Source organism: Yoonia sp. (assembly GCF_017854565.1).
Lineage (GTDB): Bacteria > Pseudomonadota > Alphaproteobacteria > Rhodobacterales > Rhodobacteraceae > Yoonia.
This window is the reverse complement of record NZ_JAFMHJ010000004.1, coordinates 22465-42399: the sequence shown is the minus strand read 5'-3', so window position 1 is coordinate 42399 and position 19935 is coordinate 22465. Positions and strand designations below refer to the sequence as shown.

Here is a 19935-nt window from a genome sequence, read left to right as displayed (position 1 = left end):
GATCAACCGGCGACCTGCCCCGCGCGGCCAAGGAAATCGCATATCCATTAGGCTCCGGCTGGCACCCACGCATCTGCATCTGGGTCGGTATAAACTAAAAAAGGCGCCCTGCGGGGCGCCTTTCCTTCTCGGGGTTACTGATCGAGAAAACTTCGCAGCTTCCTGCTCCGACTCGGATGTTTCAGCTTGCGCAGCGCTTTCGCCTCAATCTGGCGGATCCGCTCGCGGGTCACACTAAACTGCTGGCCGACCTCTTCCAGCGTGTGGTCGGTGTTCATGCCGATGCCGAACCGCATCCGCAGCACGCGTTCTTCGCGCGGGGTTAGCGATGCCAACACACGCGTCGTGGTTTCCTTCAGGTTCTCCTGAATGGCGGAATCCAACGGCAGGATCGCGTTCTTGTCTTCGATGAAATCGCCAAGCTGGCTGTCTTCCTCGTCGCCGATCGGCGTTTCCAGCGAAATCGGCTCCTTGGCGATTTTCATCACCTTGCGGACCTTTTCCAATGGCATCTGCAGCTTTTCCGCCAATTCCTCGGGTGTCGGTTCGCGGCCAATTTCGTGCAGCATCTGGCGGCCCGTCCGGACCAGTTTGTTGATCGTCTCGATCATGTGGACGGGAATCCGGATCGTGCGCGCCTGATCCGCGATGGACCGGGTGATCGCCTGACGAATCCACCATGTTGCATAGGTGCTAAACTTATACCCGCGACGATATTCGAACTTATCGACCGCCTTCATCAGGCCGATGTTGCCTTCCTGAATCAAATCCAGAAACTGCAGGCCGCGGTTGGTGTATTTCTTCGCGATCGAAATAACGAGCCGCAGGTTCGCCTCGACCATTTCTTTCTTGGCCTGCCGCGCTTCTTTTTCGCCCTTCTGGACCTGCTGCACGATCCGGCGGAATTCCGTGATATCCACACCGACATATTGCCCGACCTGCGCCATCTCGCCGCGCAGTTCTTCGATCTTGGCGGTCGATTTTTCGACCAGACCCTGCCAGCCGCGCCCGGCCTTTTCGGCCATATCGTCCAGCCAGTTGGGGTCCAATTCGCGTCCCCGGTACGCGTCAATAAACTCACGGCGGTTGATCCGGGCCTGATCGGCCAGCTTTACCATCGAGCTGTCGATTGACATGATCCGGCGGTTAATCCCGTACATCTGATCAATCAGCGCCTCGATCCGGTTGTTGTGCAGGTGCATCGAATTCACCCGTTCCACAATCTCGGAGCGCAGTTTCTGGTACTTCTTTTCATCCTTGACCGAAAACGACGAATCCTCATTCAGGGTCGCCGACATCCGGGCGTCCTGCATGTCGGACAGCTTGCCAAAGTCGCGGGCGATGATTTCCAATGTTTCCAGCACGCGCGGCTTCAGTGCGGCCTCCATCGCGGCCAGTGACATATTGGCCTGTTCATCATCGTCTTCTTCATCGTCCTTCGCGATCGGATTGCCGTCTGCGTCCAATTCCTCGGACGCCGTTTTTTCGGCCGTCGCGACTCCGGCAATGGGGGCAACAACGGGTTCGTCGCCGTCTTCCTCCAGCTGATTGCCAAAGGTGGTTTCAAGGTCGATCACATCGCGCAACAAAATGTCTTCGGACAACAATTCGTCGCGCCAGATCGTGATCGCCTGAAACGTCAGCGGGCTTTCACACAGCCCGAGAATCATCGTATTCCGGCCCGCCTCGATCCGCTTGGCAATCGCGATCTCGCCCTCGCGCGAAAGCAACTCGACCGAGCCCATTTCGCGCAGATACATCCGCACGGGGTCATCGGTACGGTCCAGCTTCTCAGCCTCGGCGCCGCCGATTGTCACATCGCGCGATCCCGCAATGGTCGCAACATCGGTGCCACCCTGCGGCTCTTCGCTCTCTTCGGATTCTTCGTCCTCGGTGACCTGAATGCCCATTTCGGACAACATCGACATCACATCTTCGATCTGATCCGACGATACCTGCTCAGGCGGCAGAACCGCGTTCAACTGATCGTAGGTGATGTAGCCCCGTTCGCGTGCATCAGCGATCATCTTTTTGACCGCGGCTTGGCTCATATCAAGGCTGATATCTCCGTCCTGGTCTGCATCCTTATGATCGTCTGTATCTTTCGCAGCCATTCGGGGCCCTTTCAAAGTCGTCAATTGTCCGCCGATATGATTCGGCTGATTCGGTTAAGGTCGAATCAATCCCGCATCGGAACGATTCGCAAGCAGATCACGCCTTATTTTCAAAGTATGTTGCGCCAGTCATGACTTAGGTCGTTCATGCCCCTTGGCAAAGTTGATTCCATCGACCAGATCATCCAGCGCATTGCGTTCGTCTTTCTTCATGCGCGCCCCATTGGCGCCAAAATCATACTCTGCCCGATCCTCGGTATCGCCGCGCTCTGCCCGGTCCATCGCAGCCGAAGCCTGCGCCAAACGCCACGTCAAACCTTCATCGGCCACACCACTCAGGTCCTGGACGGCATCCTCGATTTCGCGTGCATGTCCCCGGCGCGCGGCCAGCTTGGCGAATTCTTCGGCCAGACACAAACGTGCGACGGTCACATCACCGCCGCGGCGAATTGCAGGGCTGATAGCGACATGGTTCTGCGCCATCAGCTTTTCAAGGGGCGCACCACCAAGATCGGCACGCACTGCGGCTCCCAAATCATGGTTGCCCAGATGCCGCAAGATGCTGGCCAAAATATCGCGATGTCCGGCGTCACGACTGTCCATCCGTTCAAGGATCATCTCGAATTCCGGGGCAACAGCCGGGGTGGCGATCAGGGTCGCCAGAATGACCGCCTCGCGCAGATGATCTTCATCCGCCGCTCCCGCACCCAGAAATGACATCTTGCTGGTCGCAACCGGGCTGATATCGCGCTGCCAGGGGTCTTGATTGCGCGACCAGGCTTTTTGCAAATTCCTGCGCGCCGCAGGCCTGCGGTTGCTGAACAACTCCCAGCGCATCTGTTTGATCGCATCGCCATAGTGATTTCGGATCGACGGATCGGCAATCAACTTGATCTTTTCGCGCAACACCTTGTCCAAAGCAGCCTTGCGCTCGGGGCTGTCGATACTCTTGCCCTCGGTTTCGCGCTGCCACAACAGTTGCACCATGGGAATGGCACCATCAAGCAGCTTCTGCATGGCCCCAGCCCCCTGCGTCTTGATCAGATCATCGGGGTCAAGCCCCTCTGGCATCAACGCAAATCGCAGCGATTGCCCCGCCTCCAACAGCGGCAGCGCCACATCAATCACACGCATGGCGGCCCGCAAACCTGCCGTATCGCCATCCAGCGCGATGATCGGCTCGGGCGCGATACGCCATAACAGGCGTAGCTGATGTTCGGTAATCGCCGTGCCAAGCGGCGCCACGACCGCCCCGAACCCCGCCTCTGACAGGGCAATCACATCCATGTAACCTTCGGCCACGATCAGCGGCAGACCCTTGCCCGCAGCGCCACGCGCAGGCCCCTGATTATACAGGCTGCGCCCCTTGTCAAACAGCGGCGTCTCGGGCGAATTCAGGTATTTCGCACGCGCATTGGGGTCCATTGCGCGCCCGCCCAACCCAATGGGTCGGTCCCGTCCATCGCGAATCGGGAAAATAATGCGGCCACGAAACCGGTCATATGGCGCGCCACCCCGTTCACTTGGCGCAGCAAGCCCCGCCTCGATGACCAACTTGGGATCAATCCCCTTACCCGTCAAATAGGCCAAAATGCCGCCATTGTCGGGCGCAAAACCGATGTCCCAACGCGCCTGCGCCTCCGGGCTCAAGCCACGACGCACCAGATAATCGCGCGCCTCCGCCGCCGCCGCAGTCTGCAACTGAAGCCGATGCCATTGCACGGCCTGCTCCATCACCTCCGTCAGGCCGGTCCGCTGATCAGCTTTCTGCTGGGCCTGAGGGTCGTTTTCCGGCACGGGCATCCCGGCCTCGGCGGCCAGAATTTGCACTGCTTCCATGAAGCTGACATTCTCGGTCTCGCGGACAAATGAAATCGCATCGCCCTTCGCGTGACAGCCAAAGCAATAATAAAAACCTTTACGATCATCCACATGAAAGCTGGCGGATTTTTCCTGATGAAAGGGGCACGGCGCCCATAGGTCGCCCTTGCCCTGATTGGACTTGCGTGTGTCCCACATGACTTTGCGCCCAACAACCTGCCCAAGGGACAGCCGGGTGCGCAACTCATCAAGGAAACCGGGAGGCAGACTCATACCTCCATTATCGGCTATTGTGACGCAAAGGCCAATCGCTTCTTCCAAGCGAAAATATCCCCGCCGGAGGCATCAAATTTCTAGAAATTTGATCCGCGCGCCGCGACACCCCGCATCGCACCATCAAGATCATGCACCAGCGTGGCCGCCATCGACCGCATCACCATCACGTCAAACGCCTGGGTATCCACCCGCGCCACGGCCACCGACATATGCCCCAGCATCGTGCGCGCCGCAGCCCCCACATCAAAGCGCGCCAACCGCAGATCCATCGGCACCAGCCGCGCCAGCACGTCTTCCACGCCCGCCCCCGCGACCCGGACGACCCCCCAGGCATCACTTTGATCCGTGACCGCCGCCAAACCCTCAAGCGCGACCGCACCTGTTACCAACCATGTTCCATGCCCAAACCACTGGACCCTTGCCTCACCACGGCCAACCCACCGATTGGCCAGCGGCAGACCAACCCCGATTTGATCGCGCAAGGCTGCTGCGACAGCATCATGTTGTCCGGCGAAAGGCATCACCGACAGCGCAATGTCCACGACCACCTCCGTCAAGGCGACCCCACCCGCAGATCGTGGCAAAATCCCGGCACCGGGCGGCACCGCAAGCAAATTAACCACGTGCACGCCCTCCCTCTGGGTCAAGGAAAACCGGATCACACACCTCGGCCACCGCATCAATCCCGCGCAGATGATCGACGACGCGGATCACCTCGCCAAGCCGCGCTGGCCCGCCGCGCAGAAACGCCATGCCCAAATACGTCTGCAACGTCGGCGAATAGCACACCGATGTCACATATCCGAGATCATTCACGCGGACCGCTTTCGCGTCTTTGGCAAACAGATGCGCACCCGCCGTCAGCGCCTCTGCCGCATCCAGCGGCCGCAGCCCCACCAACTGCGCGCGGCTATCGTCCCGCAACCCCGGCCTGCGCGATGCCGCCTGACCGATGCAATCTTTCTTCAGGCTCACCATGCGGTCCATGCCGATATCAAAGGCCGTCGTGCGTCCGTGGATTTCCGCATGGGTGATAAAGCCCTTTTCGATCCGCAGCACATTCAGCGCCTCCATCCCATAAGGACCGCCACCCAACATCTCGGCCTGCGTGACCAGCATCCGAAACAGGCTCTCGCCACGCCGGGCCGGCACGGCGATCTCATACGCATGCTCGCCCGAGAATGAGACGCGGAAAAGCCGCCCCTGCACCCCGGCAACCGACACCGCACCGCAGGCCATGAACGGCCACGTATCATTGCCGATCTCTTGATCCAGAATGGAATTCAACAATTCACGCGCCCTTGGGCCCGCCACCGCAAACTGCGCCCATTGTTCCGTGACGGACATCACCCGCGCATCCAGATCAGGCCGCAAAGCCTGCAGGACGAATGCCAGATGCCGCATCACAAGGCCCGCCGCCGCAGTCGTGGTCGTCATCACGAAATGGCCCTCTGCCAAGCGCGCGGTCGTGCCATCATCCAGCACATGACCATCCTCGCGCAGCATCAGCCCATAGCGGACACGGCCGACCCTCAGCGTCGAAAACATGTTGGCGTAAACAAAATCCAGGAGCGCCGCCGCATCCGGCCCCTGAATGTCAATCTTGCCCAGCGTGGAGACATCGCAGACCCCCACGGCATTGCGCACGAAACCCACCTCGCGGTCACATGATTGCCGCCATGTCGTCTCGCCGGGCAGCGGGAAATAGCTGGGCCGATACCACAGCCCCGCCTCAATCATGGGGGCACCGCGCGCGACACTGACCTGATGCGATGTGGTCAGCCGTTCGGGCGCAAAGCCTTTGCCCTGCGATCCGGCCCCCATCGCGGCAATCGACACGGGCACATAGGGCGGGCGGAACGTCGTGGTCCCGGTCTGTGGTATCCCGCGCCCGGTCGCATCTGCCAACACGGCAAGCGCCACAACATTGGATGACTTTCCCTGATCCGGTGCCATCCCCTGGGTGGTATAGCGCTTCATATGCTCGACCGACCGGAAATTCTCCTGGGCGGCCAACTTGATATCTTTCACATGCACATCGTTCTGGAAATCAATCCACTTGCGGCCCTTGCCCGGAACGGCCCACAGGGGCGTGATCACATAGGCACTGTCGTCAGCGACCGGAACCGCCGCCTCTGCCTGGCGCCCCAGACCGCGCGCGACCTGCACGGCAACCGCGGCCCCTTCGGCCAGACAGGCGGCCGTGCTGAAACTGCCATTGCAGGCCCCTGCCGTCACCATCCCCGGAATACTATCCGGCGTCGGCACGAATGACGCGATATCCTCGCGCCATGCGGGCCGCCCGTTCATGTGGCAGGTCAGATGCACGGTCGGATTCCAGCCACCCGACATCGCAAGGCAATCAGTGCGTATCTCGCGAACACCGCCGGCATGCGAAACCGTAATCGTTTCAAGCGCGTAACGGCCCTTTGTTGCGGTCACCTGACCGCCCACAAAGATCGGGTAATCGCCGGCAATGGCCACCTCTTCGCGGCTGTCGATCACTGCCGCAACCTTGACCCCCGCCGCGACCAGATCGCGTGCGGTGCGGTGGGCGTCATCATTGTTAGCGAAAACGGTAACCGACTTGCCGGGCGCCACGCCCCAGCGGTTGACATAGGCGCGTACCGCGCTGGCCATCATGATCCCGGGCCGGTCATTGTTGGGGAACGCAATCGGGCGTTCCAACGCACCGGCACATAAAATCGACCGCTGCGCGACAATGCGCCAGAAACACTCCAGCGGCTTGTCCGGCGCGCGCGGCCCGGCCACGCGTTCCAATGCGCCAAAAGTGCCCTGATCATACGCACCCGTCACCGTCGTCCGGGTCATAAGACGGACGTTTTCCATCGCCTGAAGCTCACCAAGAGCATCGGCAACCCAATCCACCGCAGGCCTGCCGTCAATCTGTTCCACCTCGCGCAGCAGACGCCCGCCCATCGCGGTATCTTCATCGGCAAGGATCACATCCGCCCCCGCCCGGCCCGCGGTCAAGGCCGCCATCACCCCCGCAGGCCCCGCACCAATCACGAGCACATCACAAAATGCGAACGCCTTTTCATAGCGGTCCTCATTGCGCAGACCGCTCAGGCCGCCAAGGCCAGCGGCACGGCGAATGATCGGTTCATAGACCTTTTCCCAGAACGCGCGGGGCCACATGAACGTCTTGTAATAAAACCCCGCCCCCAGAAACGGCGAAATCAGATCGTTCACAGCCATCAGATCATGCTTCAGGCTTGGCCAGGCGTTTTGACTGAACACCTCCAACCCGTCGGATACCTCCAGTGTCGTGGCCCGCACATTGGGTTCGGTTTGCGCCCCGCGCCCGATGGTGACCAGTGCGTTCTGCTCTTCGGATCCCGCAGACATGATGCCGCGTGGGCGGTGGTATTTGAACGACCGCGCGACCAGCTTTATACCATTGGCCAGCAGCGCCGCCGCCACAGGCTCTCCGGCAACCCCCCCAAGACGCTGCCCGTCAAAGGTGAAACTGACGGTGTTTGCGGGGTCACGCAGCCTCATCGGATGGCCGTTTCAGCAAGGGTCGCGCTGTGGATGGCATGGGTCAGCGTGTTGCGTTCCACCACCAGCCATGCGCCGCAGCCCGCCTCGTGGAACCAAAGATCGCGGGTTTCGCCCGCCGGATTTTTCCGATTGTGCAAATAATCATCCCACACAAGAGGTCCCGCATCAGGTGCGGGACGATCCAGCGCCAGTGCATCACCCTGATAATAAAACTCGCGCCGGTCGCGCGTCCCGCAGTTGGGGCAATTGATCCGCATCCCTATCCCCTAATGCAAATTATGCTGAGAGCCGGTGCCCTCTTCGTCCATCAGGCCCACGCCGGTGCGGAACCTGTCCAGCCGGAACTTGGCTGCGGGTTCATGGTGCTGCCCCGTCGCCATCAGATGCGCAAAGCTGAAACCGGACCCCGGCACCGCCTTGAACCCGCCGTAACACCAGCCGCAATCCACAAAAAGCCCCTCGGTCGGGGTCTTGTCAATAATCGGCGACCCATCAGGCGTCATATCCATGATCCCGCCCCATGACCGCAAGACGCGCGCCTTGCCGATCACCGGCATCAGCGTCATCGCCGCATCCATCACATGCTCCTTCATCGGCAGGTTCCCCCGCGCGGCGTAAGAGCTGTAAAAATCCAGATCGCCACCAAAAACCAGCCCGCCCTTGTCGGACTGGCTGATGTAAAAATGGCCCATGCCAAAACTGACGACATGATCAATGATCGGCTTCAGCCCTTCGGTGACAAAGGCCTGCAACACATGGCTTTCGATCGGCAGGCGCATTCCCGCCATCGCGGCGACCTGCCCGGACCGACCGGCCACGACAATCCCAACCTTCTTGGCCCGGATTACCCCGCGCGTCGTCTGCACGCCCTTGACGACGCCGCCCTCGATATCAATGCCGGTGACTTCGCAATTCTGGATGATATCAACGCCGCGCTGATCCGCGCCACGCGCATAGCCCCATGCCACCGCATCGTGCCGGGCGGTGCCGCCCCGCGGATGCAGCAACCCGCCATAAATCGGAAAACGGACGTTGTCGAAATCAAGATAGGGCAAATGGCGGCGCACGCCTTCGCGGTCCAGCAAAACGGCATCATCGCCTTGATTGATCATCGCGTTGCCGCGCCGCACGAAGGCATCACGCTGGCCATCGGAATGAAACAGATTGATCAGCCCGCGCTGCGAATGCATGACGTTATAGTTCAGGTCCTGCGCCATCCCCTCCCATAACTTCAGGGAATGGGAATAAAACTCGGCATTGCCGGGCAGGAAATAATTGGCGCGCACAATGGTGGTATTCCGGCCCACATTGCCGCCGCCGATATACCCTTTTTCCAGCACCGCGATATTGGTCAGCCCATGCTCCTTGGCCAAATAGTAAGCGGTAGAAAGACCGTGCCCCCCGCCGCCGATGATCACAGCATCATATGCAGCTTTGGGTTCGGGATCACGCCAGACAGGTTTCCAACCCCGTTGGCCGAAAAGCCCCTCTTTGATGACCCGGAAACCGGAATATCCCATGCAACGTCCCCTTGCCTGCAGGACAAGACTAGCAAGGGTTGGCTTTCACTGCATGTCCTCTTTTCGACGCAGCAGAGGCGATGGGCGACAGGTCGTATCAATTCCGATCTCTGTTATATGAAACGCGCGCCGGGACATGGGGCGTATCCGCTCTTGGCACCGCGCACGGCGGGGCAAGCTGTGCCAATCGTGTTCACCTGCTGCATCGGGCTGCCAAGACAACCCAACATACGCCCGACCAAAGTTCCCCCTGATCGCGCGTACGCAGATGTGCAAGGCATACGCCTTGCGCTTGAGGGCCTAAAGCCCTTTGGCCCGATAGCTGTCAGCCACTTTGCGGATCGACACCAAATAGGCCGCCGTGCGCAGGTCCTTCACATCGTCACGGCCATGCCACACCGCACGCATCGCCTGATAGGCCGCGCGCATCGTGTCATCCAGACCGGACCGGACCAGCTCCAGCTCGCCCGCGCCACGCAGATAGCGTTCCTTGAAGTTGGGGCTCAGCTCCCACCCAAGTCCCTTATCCGCCGACAGCCGCTCCAACTCGTCCACGACAAGCTGGTGACGGCTTTCTTCGGCCCGCCGCTGCATCCGGCCAAAGCGGATATGCGACAGGTTCTTGACCCACTCAAAGTAGGACACGGTCACACCGCCGGCGTTGGCATACATATCAGGGATGATCACACAGCCCTTTTCGCGCAGAATATCATCGGCACCGGCTGTAATCGGACCGTTGGCGGCCTCGACGATCAGGGGGGCTTTGATCCGGTCCGCATTCGACAGGTTGATCACCCCCTCAAGCGCCGCCGGGATCAGGATATCGCATTCAGCTTCCAGCAACGCCGCACCATCGGTGTGGTGATTGGCAGCGGGGTAACCCGTCACGCCGCCGTGTTTCGCGATCCAGGCATGCACGGCTTCGACATCCAGACCGGCCTCGTCGTGCAATGCACCGTCGCGTTCGATGATCCCCGTGACGATCGCGCCGTCTTCCTCTGACAGGAACTTGGCGGCGTGATACCCCACGTTGCCCAGACCTTGCACAATGACGCGCTTTCCCTTGAGCGTGCCCGACAGATTGGCAATCGCCACGTCTTCGGGATAGCGGAAAAACTCTTGCAGCGCATATTGCACGCCACGGCCTGTCGCCTCGATCCGGCCCGCGATACCGCCCGCATTCAACGGCTTGCCCGTGACGCAGGCAGCGCCGTTGATATCTGTCGTGTTCATGCGCTTGTACTGGTCGGCGATCCAGGCCATCTCGCGCTCGCCGGTGCCCATGTCGGGTGCGGGGACGTTTTGCGCAGGGTTGATCAGGTCACGTTTGATCAGCTCATAGGCAAAGCGGCGCGTGATCAACTCAAGCTCGTGTTCGTTCCATGCGCGCGGGTCGATGCAAAGACCACCCTTGGAGCCGCCAAACGGGGCTTCGACCAAGGCGCATTTATACGTCATCAACGCCGCCAGCGCCTCGACCTCGTCCTGATTGACGCTCAGCGCAAAGCGGATACCGCCTTTGACAGGTTCCATATGCTCGGAATGCACAGACCGATACCCGGTAAACGTATGCAGCGCGCCGCGCAGGCGGACACCGAAACGGACGGTATACGTGGCATTGCAAACCCTGATTTTTTCCTCAAGACCCGGACTAAGGTCCATCAGGGCCACGGCCCTGTTGAACATCATATCAACGGATTGGCGGAAACTAGGTTCAATGGGGGACTGGTGCGCAGTCATAATTCTTCCTTCCTGCTCCGGCTTTGCCGGTAGTGACGGGTCTCAAATGGCCCTTCGCGCAACATAGCGATGATTCTCTTAAAGGCGTCTAAAAAATGGGCAGTTTAGAAAAAAGGAAGATTTCCCGCGCCCCTGACTTTTCGCAGCACAATCGCACCCCGCCGCATTGTTTCCAACGGTTGGGCAATTTTGTAATTTCATTCGGAATGTCACATTTTGCGCGATTGAATCAGCCTTACGGCGATGATTTCGCCCCAATTTTGCCACAGTGGTGTGCTTTGATGTGGTTTGGGGATGTGTGAGTACCGCTTTGGCGGTATGATTACGCGCTGCGCTGCCACGAGGGATAACATGATGTTCAGACCACGCAAGATTGTTAGAACTGCAATCGCTTCCGATGTGAAACCGGCCCCGACGACGTTTCTGGGCAAGTTTGCGCGCAATGAGGAAGGCAGTATCTTGATCATGGCCTTGTTGCTATTGGTCCTCATGCTGGTGCTCGGCGGTATGGCCGTTGATTTCATGCGCTTCGAATCGCGGCGCGCTTTGTTGCAAAGCGTGTCGGACCGGGCCGTGCTGGCCGCCGCCGAACTTGACCAAAGCCTAGATGCCAAAGCCGTCGTGATCGACTATTTCGACAAGGCCGGATTTGACGGTGCCATCATCGGCGAACCGATCATCGGCACGCAGGTCGGCTCGCGCTCTGTAGAGGTGCGGTCAGAGTTGGCTTTGAACACTTTCTACCTCAAACTCGTCGGTATCGACACTTTGGAAGCCCCCGCGAAATCCGCCGCGATCGAGGGGACAGGTAATATCGAAATATCCCTGGTCCTGGATATCTCCGGTTCGATGGGCAGCTGGGTCAGCAGCGCCAGAAATTACAGGTATCGACTGCTGCGCACCGCTGCGACCAATTTTATCGATGAGCTGCTCAAGCCGGAATACGAAGATCAGATTTCCATATCATTGGTGGCCTATTCGGCAAACGTCAGCATTGGTGATGAACTGTTTGCTGCGTTGACCACCGAACCTATTCCGATGACCGTGTCGGGCAGTGATCCTGTGGACCCCGCAGTGACCGCCGGATTAAATCCGTCCCGTTGCGTCGACTTCCTGCCGTCCGAATTCAACACCACCGAATTCGACATTTCCCGGACCTATCGGCAAGTTGAAACATTTGACTATTATTCAAGCTCCGGCGACGGCACGGTGCGTGAACCAAGCTGTCCAAAAGAAAGCTTCGAAGGCATCATTCCGTTAAGCCAGGATGCGGATGTTCTGAAGGCAGCCATCAACCAATACAGCCCCCGGACCTACACCGCGATCCATCTTGGCCTGAAATGGGGCCTGTCGCTGCTTGACCCATCAATGCGCCCTTTGATCGCTGGAATGCCAAGCATCGACCCCGCGTTTGCGGGTCTGCGCCCGTCGGATTACCCGACAGCCAGCTCGGCATTGGATACCGTGAAATACATGGTCCTGATGACCGATGGTGAAAACGTCGCAGGGCGGCGGCTCAAAACGAAATACTACGACACAGCAGAAGAACAGCTGCGCTGGAGAACCTATAACCAAAGATACTGGTATTATCACCTGTCCCCTCGATCGCGGCGGATTTCGCTCAATTCATTGACCTACAATGGCTATACTGCGTGGCAGGCAGACACCATGATGCAAAGCTTGTGTGACGCCGCCAAAGCCCAGAATATCACAATTTTTGCGATTGCGATGGGTGCCACATCCCATGGTGAAGATGAAATGCGCGACTGTGCCTCATCATCCGCGCATTACTTTGAAACCGAAGGTGCCGCGCTCAACGATATTTTCGCCAATATCGCCGAACAGATTACGGACCTGAGGTTGAGCCTTTGACACGCGCATTCGCAACACTCAAAACCTTGCTCCGACGGTTTCGGGCGTCCGAGGACGGCACGGCCACGCTTGAATTCGTGATCGTGTTTCCGGTTTTTTTCATGTTCTTCCTGATGACCTACGAAAACGGCATGATCTCTGCGCGCCATGTCATGTTAGAGCGCGGAGTCGATATTGCCGTACGGGATGTGCGGATCGGACGGATGCCGAACCCCACCCGCGAAACGCTCCGCGAGCGGATTTGCGATGTGGCCGGCATTATCCCCAATTGCACCAGTCAGCTTGAACTCGAAATGGTGCGGCGCAACCCACGCAACTGGGCTGCGGTCGATCCTGTCGTGAAATGCATCGATCGGGGTGCCGCCGTGCAGCCTGTGATCGAATTTACGAACGGATCCAATAATGAACTCTTGATCCTGCGCGTCTGCGCCCGGTTCGATCCGATGCTGCCAACCTCTGGTATTGGCAAGGCCATTGCCGATAGCAATACAAGCAGCGCCGCACAGGGGTCCTATGCGCTGGTCGCAACCTCGGCATTTGTTGTGGAGCCATTTGCGCAATGACCAAAATCGCGAAATTACTGCGTGACTTTCACGAAGATGACGCAGGCAACATGTCTGTTGAGCTGCTGCTGGTCGTGCCGATGCTGGTTTGGGCACTGCTCTCGACCCTTGTGTACTTTGATGTGTTTCGGGCGGAATCAATCAGCACGCGCGCCGGTTTGACCATCGCAGACATGATCAGCCGTGAACAAACGCCGATCGGCTGGGAGTATCTCGTCGGGATACGTAATGTGCTGCGCGTCCTGACATCATCGGACAGTGACCCCGATTTCCGCGCAACCGTCTACGAATACCGTGCATCAACCGACAAATACATGGTGGTCTGGTCACGTCATCGTGGCATGGGATCAAAACTGACCAACACAGACCTTGAAGGTCTGCGCGACAGGCTGCCTCTGATGGCAAACGGCGACAAGGCGATTCTGGTAGAGACCCGGATCCAATACAGCGCGCCTTTCTCAATCGGCATGGGGCCTTTTACCGGGACAAGACTGGACGATCTCGAATTCCAGTCGTTCACCGTCATCACCCCACGCTTCACGAGCACAATTTGCTTTGATCCATCGCCGGCAGACCCATCAAACGGCGACGAAATCTGCTAGTCGTCGCGTGTGGCGATACGAAAGGCGATTTGTTCCGCCATGAATTTCGCTTCGCCCGCCGACGTGACGCCGCCAACACCAACCCGGTTGCCCAGACGCCACCAAAGCCCCGGCGCCCAGGCACGGGGCTTTTTACTCTTCAAAACCAGTGTGAACCCATTTGATGGCTTCATGGCAAGCGCGCCGCGCTCTACACTGCGCACATCGTCAAGCCGTGCCAGAACCCGGCCAGTGCTGTCGCGGACTTCGGTCTCGGTTAATTCAATTGACACGCGGGTGCCCCGGCGCAATTGCTCGGCCAGCCACAACACCAACCCACCGAATCCAAGCATGAACACCAGCCACGGCAACGCAGGTGGCTTTGCCAATGGCGCATAAATCAGCAGCGCCCCCAGCGAAAAAAGCACGCCATAGGCAAAAAACCTGCGCGCCGACGACGCTTGCACCCGGGCATAGACCCCATTTTCATCCGCGTTAAACATCCCTGCCCTCTTACATGTGATGAACCCGGCCTATCCCAGCTACGCGCGAATGCCTAGACAGAGACGGCCTTTCGCACCAAATCCCAATAGATCGCCTCAATCTTATTCATCGCCAGCCGCCCGCCCTCGCGGTACCAATGGCTCAGTCCCGTCAGCATCGCGATCAGGGCCATCGTGGCGACACGGGTGTCCGGGACCGCAAATATCCCCTCGGCCTCGCCGGCACGCAAAATATCCTCAAGCACATCCTCGTAATCGCGGCGCATCGCCTCAATCGCGGCGAAATTCTCGGGCGCGAGATTGCGCAGCTCCATATAAGACACAAAAACCTGATCTGATCGCGGCAAATGAAACCGGATATGGAAGCGGGTGAACCCTTCAAGCCGTGCCAGCGCATCACCCTGCAGGTCAGCCGCGGCCAACGCATTCAGCAAATCGGCCATGTGGCTGCGCATCAAATCGAACAAAAGGCTTTGTTTATCAGGTGTGTAATTATACAGCGCGCCCGCCTGCACACCGACCTCCGCCGCAATCTGGCGCATCGACACCGCTGCAAACCCATGCTGCGCAATCAGGCGCAGCGCCGTTTCAAGCACCCTTGGGCCGGTGATATCGGAATGTGAACCTTGCTTGCGCGCCATACCCTGCATCTAACTGAACAGATGTTCAGTTGAAAAGCCTTGATGCACGTCTTGCCCTCACCGGGGCGCAGCGGATACCCTGCTGCAACACTGTGAACGCCGGGACTATCATGCGCATCGCCCTTTTCCTGATCTGCTGTGGCGCCTGCGCCCCGTTTCCCGCCCTGGAAGGGTCCGTCAGCGCAACGGCGCGCAATGCGCCCTACCCGCAATTGACGGCGCTCTCACCGCTTTTGCAGCAAACCACCGACACGGCCACAAATGACACGGTACTGGCCCGCCGCATCGCCGCCTTACAGGCACGCGCCGCCCGCCTGCGCCAGACTGACATCGCCGCGTTGCAGTAAGTGGTTCTATTCGCTAGTACGTTTTTCAAATACCCCAACCGATGGATATAAGCCGATGACTGAACCACTGCGCCTTGGAATTGCGGGTCTTGGCACCGTCGGAATCGGCATTGTACGGATCGTGCAAAAACACGGTGCATTGCTCGAAACCCGTGCGGGCCGGCCCATCGTGATCAGCGCCGTGTCGGCCCGTTCGCGCAGCAAGAACCGCGGGGTCGATCTTTCCGGTTATGCTTGGGAAGACGATCCCGTGACCCTTGCCCAACGCCCGGACGTCGATGTCTTTATCGAAGTCATGGGTGGCCACGACGGCCCCGCCAAACACGCGACCGAGGCCGCCATAAAAGCGGGCAAGGACGTGGTGACAGCGAACAAGGCCCTGATGGCCATCCACGGTCAGGCCCTTGCTGAAATGGCCGAAGAGGCGGGCCTCGTGATCCGGTTCGAAGCTGCGGTCGCCGGTGGCATCCCCGTGGTCAAGGCGCTGACCGAAGGTCTTGCCGGAAATGCAATCACCCGTGTCATTGGCGTGATGAATGGCAGTTGCAACTACATCCTGACCCGGATGGAGGACGCCGGGCTCAGCTATGATGCGGTATTCGACGAGGCCAACCAGCTTGGCTATCTCGAAGCAGACCCCGAATTGGATGTGGGCGGCATTGACGCCGGTCATAAACTGGCGCTGCTCTCTGCCATCGCCTTTGCCACTCAGGTTGATTTCGATGCCGTCGAATTGGAGGGCATCGGGTCCATCACCATCGAAGACATCCATCAGGCCGCCGATATGGGCTACAAGATCAAACTGCTTGGCGTGGCGCAGATGACCGGGCGGGGGCTGGAACAACGCATGTCACCCTGTCTGGTTCCCGACACGTCGCCGCTCGGGCAACTTCAGGGCGGCACCAACATGGTTGTGCTCGAAGGTGATTCTGTGGGTCAGATCGTGCTGCGCGGCCCCGGCGCCGGCGAGGGGCCGACCGCCAGTGCCGTGATGGGCGACGTGATGGATATCGCACGTGGCGCGCGGATTTCAACCTTTGGCCAGCCCGCCAGGACACTGCGAAAAGCACGCGCGGCGCGCGCCGCCGTCGCCGCCCCCTATTACCTGCGGATGCTGCTTCTCGATAAACCCGGTGCCTTGGCGAAAGTGGCCCATGCTTTGGGCGAGGCGGGGATTTCGATCGACCGGATGCGCCAGTATGACCATCATGATATCACAGCCCCCGTCTTGATCGTGACGCACAAGACAACACGAACCGCACTGGACGCGGCGCTGGCTGATTTCAAAGCCACTGGCGTCGTATCCGGCACCCCCGTCGCGATTCGCATTGAAGCCGTCTGACGGCGCCGCAACATTCCAGACTGTCGGGAACCGGAATGTTCCCGAAAATTCTGCCTGACCGGCGTTTAGCGCAAACAGGCTTGTCCACGCACCCCAGACAGGCTTTACGGGCTCCACGCCATCAAAGGACGACCCGATGCTAAATCCTGCCGATTTCAACGACCGTATGCTGTCGCTCGGGCTTGCCCGCGTGTCAGAAGCCGCCGCGATTGCCTGCGCGTCCCTCATTGGGCGCGGTGACGAAAAAGCCGCCGATCAGGCCGCCGTAGACGCGATGCGGACCCAGCTGAACAAGCTCGACATCGCCGGTGTCGTCGTGATCGGCGAAGGTGAACGTGACGAAGCCCCAATGCTGTTCATCGGCGAAGAAGTCGGCACCGGCAACGGCCCCGGCGTGGACATCGCCCTTGATCCACTCGAAGGCACGACACTTACGGCCAAGGACATGCCCAACGCGCTTGCCGTTATTGCCATGGGTCCACGCGGGTCCATGCTGCACGCGCCCGACGTCTATATGGACAAGCTCGCCGTCGGGCCGGGCTTTCGTACCGGCGTCGTCACCCTTGATATGTCGCCGGCCGAACGGGTCTCGGTGCTGGCCGCCGCCAAGGGCTGTTCAACCAACGACATCACCGTTTGCGTCCTTGAACGTCCAAGGCACGAAGACATGATCGCCGAAATCCGCAGCACTGGCGCTGCCATCCGCCTGATTACCGACGGCGATGTGGCGGGCGTGATGCATTGCGCCGAACCCATCACGACGGGCATCGACATGTATATGGGCTCTGGAGGCGCACCAGAGGGCGTTCTCGCGGCCGCCGCGCTGAAATGCATGGGCGGGCAGATTTTCGGCCGCCTGATGTTCCGCAATGATGATGAACGCGCGCGCGCGACAAAGGCCGGCATCACCAATTTCGACCGGGTCTATACCCGCGACGATATGGTCACCGGCGACGTGATTTTCGCCGCGACAGGCGTCACCGACGGGTCGCTGGTGCCGGGGATCAAACGCGAGGTCGGGTTCGTGACCGCTGAAACGATCCTGATGCGCTCCAAGACCGGATCCGTCCGGCGCATGCGTTATCGCAACCCGACGGGCTAATGGCCGTGGTCAACTGCGCCGATCGCGCATATCGTAGCAGTTGATGATAAACACACCAGATAAACCCGCTTTTCTCAATGTCGCCGCCTCTGCAACGGGGCGGCGCTGGATCGGTCCGTCTGTCGAAGAGGACCGCCTCTCAGAGGCGATGACCCAAGCCACCGGCCTGCCGGCGCCACTCTGCCGGACCTTGGTGCGGCGCGGCATCGGTGCCGAAGACGCGACCACCTTCCTTGCGCCGACCCTGCGCGATCTGCTGCCTGACCCCCATGCGATGCGCGACATGGAAAAAGCCGCCGCGCGGTTCCTGCACGCGGTCGCGACCCGCGAAAAGATTGCGATCTTTGCCGATTATGACGTCGATGGCGGCACCTCTGCGGCCCTCATTATCACGTGGCTGCGGGATATGGGCCTGCCGTCCACGCTCTACATCCCCGACCGCATCGACGAAGGCTACGGCCCCAATGACGAAGCCATGGAAATGCTGGCCAGGGATCACGACCTGATCATCTGCGTCGACTGTGGCACCTTGTCGCACGGCCCCATTGCAGCCGCCAAAGGCGCCGACGTCGTGGTGCTGGATCACCACCTCGGCGGCGAAACCCTGCCCGGTGCCCTCGCCGTTGTGAACCCCAACCGGCAGGACGAAAGCGGCGATCTGGGCCACCTGTGCGCTGCGGGCGTCGTGTTCTTGATGCTGGTCGAATCGAACCGCCAACTGCGCGCCAAGGGCGAAAAAGGCCCCGACATGATGGCAATGCTGGACCTTGTCGCGCTGGCCACCGTTGCCGATGTCGCGCCGCTGATCGGCGTCAACCGGGCCTTTGTCCGGCAAGGCCTGACCGTCATGGCCCGCCGCCAGCGCATCGGCCTGACCGCATTGGCCGATGTCGCAGGGCTTGATGCGACGCCCACCAGCTATCACCTCGGGTTTCTGCTGGGTCCGCGCGTCAACGCAGGCGGGCGCATCGGCAAGGCCGATCTGGGCGCGCGCCTGCTTGCCACCATCGACCGCCACGAGGCCACAGCGCTTGCCGCGCGCCTCGATCAACTCAACACCGAACGCCGCGAGGTCGAAGCACAGGTGCGCGACCTTGCCTTTGAACAGGCCACCGAACGCGGCCTTGATGGCCCACTGGTCTGGGCGGCTGGCGAAGGCTGGCACCCCGGCGTTGTCGGCATCGTCGCGGCCCGTCTGAAAGAAGCCACCAACCGCCCCGCCGTTGTGATCGGTCTGGACGGCCCCGAGGGCAAAGGCTCTGGTCGCTCCGTTTCGGGAATCGATCTGGGTGCCGCAATTCAGCGTACCGCCGCCGAAGGGCTCCTGATCAAAGGCGGCGGGCACAAGATGGCCGCAGGCCTGACCGTTGCACGCGACCAGCTTGATGCCGCGATGCAACGCCTTGGTGATTTACTCGCCAAACAAGGCGCGGGTGACATCGGCCCTGCGGACCTGCGGCTTGACGGCATCCTGATGCCCGGCGCCGCCACCGTTGAACTGATTGATCAGATCGAAAATGCGGGTCCCTTCGGTGCCGGTGCCCCTGCCCCGCGCTTTGCCTTTCCCGATTGCCAGATCCTGTTTGCCAAGCAAGTTGGCGCAAATCACCTGAAAATAAGCTTTGGCGACGGCTTGGGTGCCCGGATCGACGCCATCAGCTTTGGGGCAATGGACGGCCCGTTGGGGCCCATGCTGATGGGCCACAACGGCGCGCGGTTCCACCTTGCCGGGCGGTTGGAAATCAATATCTGGCAAGGGCGGCAGTCCGTACAACTGCGCCTGGAAGACGCCGCACCCGCGCACTGAACAAAAGCCAAAAAAACGACAAATACCCTCTTGCGCGCCGCCCGCGCTTTCCCTAAAACCTCCACACCAAGTGCGGTCCCTTCGTCTATCGGTTAGGACGTCAGGTTTTCAACCTGAAAAGAGGGGTTCAATTCCCCTAGGGACTGCCATTGGTGAATTGCATGATAGTCACTTTGTCCAA

General features: G+C 59.9%; 16 protein-coding genes and 1 tRNA gene. 8 read left to right on the top strand and 9 right to left on the bottom strand.

Features of this window, described 5'->3' with window-relative positions:
• Positions 1-134: 134 nt before the first annotated feature.
• The 7 genes from rpoD to QZ196_RS03320 form a co-directional block, all read right to left on the bottom strand.
• Positions 135-2114: an RNA polymerase sigma factor RpoD gene (gene rpoD / locus QZ196_RS03350; protein WP_296423883.1), complete on the bottom strand. Its 1980-nt coding sequence runs from the start codon at positions 2112-2114 to the stop codon at positions 135-137.
• Positions 2115-2243: 129 nt separating this feature from the next.
• A complete protein-coding gene (gene dnaG, locus QZ196_RS03345) occupies positions 2244-4208 on the bottom strand; it encodes a DNA primase (RefSeq protein WP_296423881.1) in 1965 nt (654 codons plus the stop codon).
• Positions 4209-4288: 80 nt separating this feature from the next.
• Positions 4289-4834, bottom strand: coding sequence for a sarcosine oxidase subunit gamma family protein (locus tag QZ196_RS03340; protein ID WP_296423879.1), 546 nt, complete (start codon positions 4832-4834; stop codon positions 4289-4291).
• Entirely contained in the window at positions 4827-7733 is a 2907-nt protein-coding gene (locus tag QZ196_RS03335) for a sarcosine oxidase subunit alpha family protein (RefSeq protein ID WP_296423877.1), read from the bottom strand. Before QZ196_RS03335 ends, QZ196_RS03340 begins: the two co-directional genes overlap by 8 nt.
• Positions 7730-7993, bottom strand: a complete 264-nt coding sequence (locus tag QZ196_RS03330) for a sarcosine oxidase subunit delta (protein WP_296423875.1) — start codon at positions 7991-7993, stop codon at positions 7730-7732. The genes QZ196_RS03335 and QZ196_RS03330 overlap by 4 nt, the downstream gene beginning before the upstream one ends.
• A gap of 9 nt (positions 7994-8002) precedes the next feature.
• Complete coding sequence (locus tag QZ196_RS03325; protein ID WP_296423874.1) at positions 8003-9256, bottom strand: sarcosine oxidase subunit beta family protein; 1254 nt, start codon at positions 9254-9256, stop codon at positions 8003-8005.
• Between the two features lie 300 nt (positions 9257-9556).
• Complete coding sequence (locus tag QZ196_RS03320; RefSeq protein ID WP_296423872.1) at positions 9557-10996, bottom strand: Glu/Leu/Phe/Val dehydrogenase; 1440 nt, start codon at positions 10994-10996, stop codon at positions 9557-9559.
• Positions 10997-11347: 351 nt separating this feature from the next.
• On the opposite strand from QZ196_RS03320, the gene QZ196_RS03315 reads away from it, so the two are divergent.
• Genes QZ196_RS03315 through QZ196_RS03305 form a run of 3 tightly spaced genes read left to right on the top strand, consistent with a single transcriptional unit; the run spans position 11348 to position 14033 of the window.
• The gene (locus tag QZ196_RS03315) at positions 11348-12868 is read left to right on the top strand and encodes a pilus assembly protein TadG-related protein (protein ID WP_296423869.1); all 1521 of its coding nucleotides are present in this window, start codon (positions 11348-11350) and stop codon (positions 12866-12868) included.
• A complete protein-coding gene (locus QZ196_RS03310) occupies positions 12865-13431 on the top strand; it encodes a TadE/TadG family type IV pilus assembly protein (RefSeq protein ID WP_296423867.1) in 567 nt (188 codons plus the stop codon). Before QZ196_RS03315 ends, QZ196_RS03310 begins: the two co-directional genes overlap by 4 nt.
• A complete protein-coding gene (locus tag QZ196_RS03305; RefSeq protein WP_296423865.1) occupies positions 13428-14033 on the top strand; it encodes a hypothetical protein in 606 nt (201 codons plus the stop codon). The genes QZ196_RS03310 and QZ196_RS03305 overlap by 4 nt, the downstream gene beginning before the upstream one ends.
• Here QZ196_RS03305 and QZ196_RS03300 read toward each other — a convergent pair.
• A complete protein-coding gene (locus QZ196_RS03300; RefSeq protein ID WP_296423863.1) occupies positions 14030-14515 on the bottom strand; it encodes a hypothetical protein in 486 nt (161 codons plus the stop codon). The genes QZ196_RS03305 and QZ196_RS03300 overlap by 4 nt on opposite strands.
• 53 nt (positions 14516-14568) lie before the next feature.
• Positions 14569-15156, bottom strand: coding sequence for a TetR/AcrR family transcriptional regulator (locus QZ196_RS03295; RefSeq protein WP_296423861.1), 588 nt, complete (start codon positions 15154-15156; stop codon positions 14569-14571).
• Positions 15157-15266: 110 nt separating this feature from the next.
• On the opposite strand from QZ196_RS03295, the gene QZ196_RS03290 reads away from it, so the two are divergent.
• The 5 genes from QZ196_RS03290 to QZ196_RS03270 all read left to right on the top strand — a co-directional run bounded on the left by QZ196_RS03290 (position 15267) and on the right by QZ196_RS03270 (position 19903).
• Positions 15267-15503, top strand: a complete 237-nt coding sequence (locus tag QZ196_RS03290) for a hypothetical protein (RefSeq protein ID WP_296423858.1) — start codon at positions 15267-15269, stop codon at positions 15501-15503.
• 55 nt (positions 15504-15558) lie between these two features.
• Entirely contained in the window at positions 15559-16845 is a 1287-nt protein-coding gene (locus QZ196_RS03285; RefSeq protein ID WP_296423856.1) for a homoserine dehydrogenase, read from the top strand.
• A 136-nt stretch (positions 16846-16981) separates the two neighbouring features.
• Positions 16982-17947, top strand: coding sequence for a class II fructose-bisphosphatase (gene glpX / locus QZ196_RS03280; RefSeq protein ID WP_296423854.1), 966 nt, complete (start codon positions 16982-16984; stop codon positions 17945-17947).
• A 43-nt stretch (positions 17948-17990) separates the two neighbouring features.
• A complete protein-coding gene (gene recJ, locus QZ196_RS03275; RefSeq protein ID WP_296423853.1) occupies positions 17991-19754 on the top strand; it encodes a single-stranded-DNA-specific exonuclease RecJ in 1764 nt (587 codons plus the stop codon).
• Positions 19755-19828: 74 nt separating this feature from the next.
• Positions 19829-19903, top strand: a tRNA-Glu gene (locus QZ196_RS03270).
• The last annotated feature ends 32 nt before the right edge of the window (positions 19904-19935 follow it).